Genomic DNA, 4,027 nt, shown 5'->3' on the forward strand with positions numbered 1-4,027 from the left:
GTCAGGGGCCGCAGGTCGGCCGGGATCTCCACCGTCTCGTCGATGGTGAAAAGCGGCGCGATTTCCACCAGCCCCCCGATGGACGCCGCGACGATGATCGCGCCGACCAGCCCCATCGACAGCTTTTCCAGGTTGTAATGCAGGCGCAGGACCATCGGGCTACTCCGCCGGTTGCACCGCCAGCGGGCGGTCATGGGCCAGATCGCGCGTGCGGGACTCGCGCAGCGTGGCGCGGCAGTTCAGCGCACAAAGCACCGCGCCCCCCAGGAACATCGCCCCGCCGAGGGTCCGCAGCAGGTAATAGGGCGCCATCGCCTGCACCGATTGCAGGAAGCTGTAGGAGAGCGCCCCGTTCGCATCATAGGCCCGCCACATCAGCCCCTGCGTGATGCCCGCGTTCCACATCGCCACGACGTAGACGAGGGTTCCCAGCACGGCGAGCCAGAAGTGCCACTCTATCGCGCGGGGCCAGGCCATCGCCTCGCGCCCGGCCAGTTGCGGCACCAGGGTGTAGATCGCGCCGAAGATGATCATGGCGACCCAGCCCAGCGTGCCGGAATGGACGTGCCCCACGGTCCAGTCGGTGTAATGCGAAAGCGAGTTCACCGGGCGGATCGCGAGGAACGAGCCTTCGAACGTGGACAGGCCGTAGAACACGGCGGCCACGAACATGAAGCGCAGCGTGGCGTCGTCGCGCACCTTGGCCCAGGCACCGTTCAGCGTGGCGATGGCATTGCCGGCCGAGGCCCAGCTGGGCACCAGCAGCATGACCGAGAAAGTCATCCCCAGCGTCTGCACCCAGTAGGGCAGGGCGGTGTAGTGCAGGTGGTGCGAGCCGACCCAGATGTAGAAGAACACGATCCCCCAGAAGGACAGGATCGACAGGCGGTAGGACCAGATCGGCCGGCCCGACCGGACGGGCAGGAAGTAATACAGCATCCCCAGGAAGCCCGCCGTCAGGAAGAAGGCCACCGCGTTGTGGCCGTACCACCACTGGATCATCGCATCCTGCACGCCCGACCAGACGGTATAGCTTTTCGCCCCGGCCCAGCTGACCGGCAGGGCGATGTTGTTGACGATGTGCAGCATCGCCACGACCAGGATGAAGGCCATGTAATACCAGTTGGCGACGTAGATATGCGGCTCGGCCCGGCGGGCGAGGGTGCGGAGGTAAAGCGCGAAGTAGATCACCCAGACCACGACCAGCCACAGGTCGGCATACCATTCCGCCTCGGCATATTCCTTGGACTGGGTCGCGCCCATCAGATAGCCGGTGACCGCCCAGGCACAGAACAGGTTATAGCCGATCAGGATGACCCAGGGGCTGACCGCATCGGCCAGCCGGGCGCGCGAGGTGCGTTGCACCACCCAGAACGAGGTCGCGATCAGCGCATTGCCGCCGAAGCCGAAGATGATGCCGGTGGTGTGGACCGGGCGCAGGCGGCCGAAGCTGGTCGCAGGCCAGGGCGGTGTCGCCTCTGGCCAATAGAGCAATGCCGCGACCCAGACGCCCGCGACCATGCCGATCATCGCCCAGGTCAGCGTCATCCAGATGCCGAAACGGGTTGGGCCATCGTCGTAGCGGCTGGCCCGGTCAAGGCCAGCAGGTGCCACATCGTAAAGCGCCCCGCCCAGCCGGAATACCAGGCCCAGCCCAAGCGCCAGCGCCATGGCTCCATGGACCGCCATCACCCCGTGCCGCGCCGCCGCAGCAATCGTCAGCCCCCCCAACGCCAGCAGGACGGCAAGGCCAATGCCGATCCGCCGTTCCACCGTGGTGAGCGAGGCCTGCATGGTCAGACAAACTCCTCTTCCAGCCGCAGGTCTGGGCGCAGTGCAATGTCTGCCAGCGTCGAGCGGTCGAGATCGGCCAGGACAGCCGCCTCGGCCGCGCGCAACCGCGCCTTCAGGCGGCAGCGGCCGTCGATGGTGCAATCTCCGCCACCGGCCACGAAGCATTCGACAAGCGGCTGCCCTTCCTCGAGCAGGCGGATGATGGACCCCAGCCGGATCTCGCCAGCAGGGCGGGCCAGCATCGCCCCGCCGCCGCCACCGCGCCGGGTGGTGACATAGCCGGCGTGGGCCAGTTTCTGGATGATCTTCGTCAGGTGGTGCCGCGACAACCCGAACTCCTCGGCCAGGTCCGCAGTCGAGAATCCCCGGTCCGGCGCGCCAGCCATCCGCATCAGCATCCGCAGTCCGAAATCGGTGAACGAGGTAAGGCGCATGGCTGTCCCTGAATAAGTATTTACAGTACCAATTAGCAGGCCTAGACAGGAAAGCAAGCCAAACCGGAGTCCCGGACATGACTTTCAACCCTCCATCCATTCCTTCGGCCCGACCGGCGGTCACTGCCGCGTTGATGCAGGAGACCGGCCTTGACGAAGGCATCCTGCGCAATCTGGTCCATCGCTTCTACGACCGGGTTCGCGCCGACGAGGTGCTCGGTCCGGTCTTCGCGGCCCGCATCACTGACTGGCCCACGCATCTGGAGCGGATGGTCGCCTTCTGGTCCTCGGTCGCGCTTATGACCGGGCGCTACCACGGCGCTCCGGTCCCAGCGCACGCGACGCTGCCCGTCACCTGGGCGCATTTCGACCGCTGGCTGGACCTGTTCCGCCAGACCGCGACCGAGGTTTGTCCGCCCGCCGGGGCGGCGCATGTGATCGAACGCGCGGAACGCATAGCGCGGTCGCTGCACATGGCGGTGGAAGATTCCGCCTGCGGCGCCGGGATGACGCCGTCGCTTCGCTGAAAGGAAGGAGTCCCCTCATGACCCAAAGCCTGCACACTGATGATCCCGCCGCGCTGACCCGTCACATCGAGTCCCGGTTCCACGCCCGCCACCGCGAGCAGTTGCCCGCATTGGCCGCTCTGGCCGAAAAGGTCGAGACGGTGCATTTCGGCGACGACCATGTGCCCGAGGGTCTGGCCAACCTCTTGCAGCGCATGATCGGCGCGCTTGAGGTCCACATGAAGAAGGAAGAACTGATCCTGTTCCCGGCTATCCGCAAGGGCGGCGGCCCGGGGATCGGCACGCCGATTGCGGTGATCCGTGCCGACCATGACGACCACGCCCAGGACGTGGCCGAGATCCACCGCCTGACTGGCGACCTTGGCCTGCCCGAGGGGGCCTGCCGCAGCTGGACCGCGCTCTATGTTGGCCTCGGCGAATTTATCTCTGATCTGGAAGAGCATATCCGGCTGGAAAACGACGTGCTGTTCCCACCTTTCGAGACGGAGGCCGCCCATGTCTGATCCGACGCTGCCACGCGCCACGCGCGAGATAGTCGAACGCCGCCGTAACTTGGCGCCCGGGGCCGAAGATGCCTTCCGCGCGTTTTCCAAGACCGTCTTTGCCGAAGGCGCGTTGGACAAGCGCACCAAGCAGCTGATTGCCGTGGCAGTTGCCCATGTCACGCAATGCCCCTGGTGCATCGAGGGCCATGTAAAGGCCGCACGGAGCGAGGGCGCCGGCCCCGAGCAGATCATGGAGGCGATCTGGGTCGCCGCCGAGATGCGGGCAGGGGCCAGCTATGCCCATGCGCTGAAGGCCGTGCAAGCCATGGGCGACGGGGCGGACTGATGCCCGCGGTTCCGCCCATCCCCGGCGCCGCCGCCGACCGGATTCGGGTCAAACGCATCTACCGGGCGGCACGGGTGTCAGACGGCAATCGCGTACTCGTCGACCGGCTTTGGCCGCGTGGCATGTCGAAAGACCGCGCCCGCCTGCATTCCTGGTGCCGCGAGATCGCGCCCAGCGATGAGTTGCGTCGCTGGTACCACGCCCACCCCGACCAATGGGAGGACTTTGTGGCCCGCTATCGCCATGACCTGACCCTGAAGGACGATCTCGCCCGTGATCTGGCCAGCATGGCGGTCGATGGTGTGCTGACCCTGCTGTTCGCCTCAAGCGCCGAGACGCGCAACATGTATAACCGCCCCTTGCGCAAGAGGTTTTTTTGGGGGGAGCAATTTGGCGCGGTGTCGGGTGCTGACATGTATCCGGCCTCGTGATGCGGCCATT

Annotated in this window: 6 protein-coding genes; 4 read left to right on the forward strand and 2 right to left on the reverse strand. The window is 66.1% G+C overall.

What is annotated here, in order from left to right; all coding sequences use genetic code 11:
• Window positions 1–159: 159 nt before the first annotated feature.
• Window positions 160–1,794 carry a cytochrome-c oxidase, cbb3-type subunit I gene (ccoN, locus tag IE126_RS25450; RefSeq protein ID WP_189383168.1) on the reverse strand — a complete coding sequence of 545 codons (1,635 nt, stop codon included), beginning with the start codon at window positions 1,792–1,794 and terminating at the stop codon, window positions 160–162.
• 2 nt (window positions 1,795–1,796) lie between these two features.
• Window positions 1,797–2,228 carry an Rrf2 family transcriptional regulator gene (locus tag IE126_RS25455; protein WP_189383170.1) on the reverse strand — a complete coding sequence of 144 codons (432 nt, stop codon included), beginning with the start codon at window positions 2,226–2,228 and terminating at the stop codon, window positions 1,797–1,799.
• Window positions 2,229–2,305: 77 nt separating this feature from the next.
• Between IE126_RS25455 and IE126_RS25460 the strand changes: the two genes are divergently transcribed.
• Genes IE126_RS25460 through IE126_RS25475 form a run of 4 tightly spaced genes read left to right on the forward strand, consistent with a single transcriptional unit; the run spans window position 2,306 to window position 4,017 of the window.
• Window positions 2,306–2,755, forward strand: a complete 450-nt coding sequence (locus tag IE126_RS25460; RefSeq protein WP_189383172.1) for a group III truncated hemoglobin — start codon at window positions 2,306–2,308, stop codon at window positions 2,753–2,755.
• 17 nt (window positions 2,756–2,772) lie between these two features.
• On the forward strand, window positions 2,773–3,258 hold the full coding sequence (locus IE126_RS25465) for a hemerythrin domain-containing protein (protein ID WP_189383174.1): 486 nt from the start codon (window positions 2,773–2,775) through the stop codon (window positions 3,256–3,258).
• The gene (locus IE126_RS25470) at window positions 3,251–3,586 is read left to right on the forward strand and encodes a carboxymuconolactone decarboxylase family protein (RefSeq protein WP_189383176.1); all 336 of its coding nucleotides are present in this window, start codon (window positions 3,251–3,253) and stop codon (window positions 3,584–3,586) included. Before IE126_RS25465 ends, IE126_RS25470 begins: the two co-directional genes overlap by 8 nt.
• Window positions 3,586–4,017, forward strand: coding sequence for a DUF488 domain-containing protein (locus tag IE126_RS25475; protein WP_189383178.1), 432 nt, complete (start codon window positions 3,586–3,588; stop codon window positions 4,015–4,017). Before IE126_RS25470 ends, IE126_RS25475 begins: the two co-directional genes overlap by 1 nt.
• The last annotated feature ends 10 nt before the right edge of the window (window positions 4,018–4,027 follow it).

The organism is Gemmobacter nanjingensis (assembly GCF_014652195.1).
Classification (GTDB): Bacteria; Pseudomonadota; Alphaproteobacteria; order Rhodobacterales; family Rhodobacteraceae; genus Gemmobacter; species Gemmobacter caeni.

Excerpts from the sequence above, each read along its gene's own strand:
- ccoN (WP_189383168.1), bottom strand. The coding sequence starts at position 1,794 with ATGCAGGCCTCGCTCACCACGGTGGAACGGCGGATCGGCATTGGCCTT.
- IE126_RS25455 (WP_189383170.1), bottom strand. The coding sequence starts at position 2,228 with ATGCGCCTTACCTCGTTCACCGATTTCGGACTGCGGATGCTGATGCGG.
- IE126_RS25460 (WP_189383172.1), top strand. The coding sequence starts at position 2,306 with ATGACTTTCAACCCTCCATCCATTCCTTCGGCCCGACCGGCGGTCACT.
- IE126_RS25465 (WP_189383174.1), top strand. The coding sequence starts at position 2,773 with ATGACCCAAAGCCTGCACACTGATGATCCCGCCGCGCTGACCCGTCAC.
- IE126_RS25470 (WP_189383176.1), top strand. The coding sequence starts at position 3,251 with ATGTCTGATCCGACGCTGCCACGCGCCACGCGCGAGATAGTCGAACGC.
- IE126_RS25475 (WP_189383178.1), top strand. The coding sequence starts at position 3,586 with ATGCCCGCGGTTCCGCCCATCCCCGGCGCCGCCGCCGACCGGATTCGG.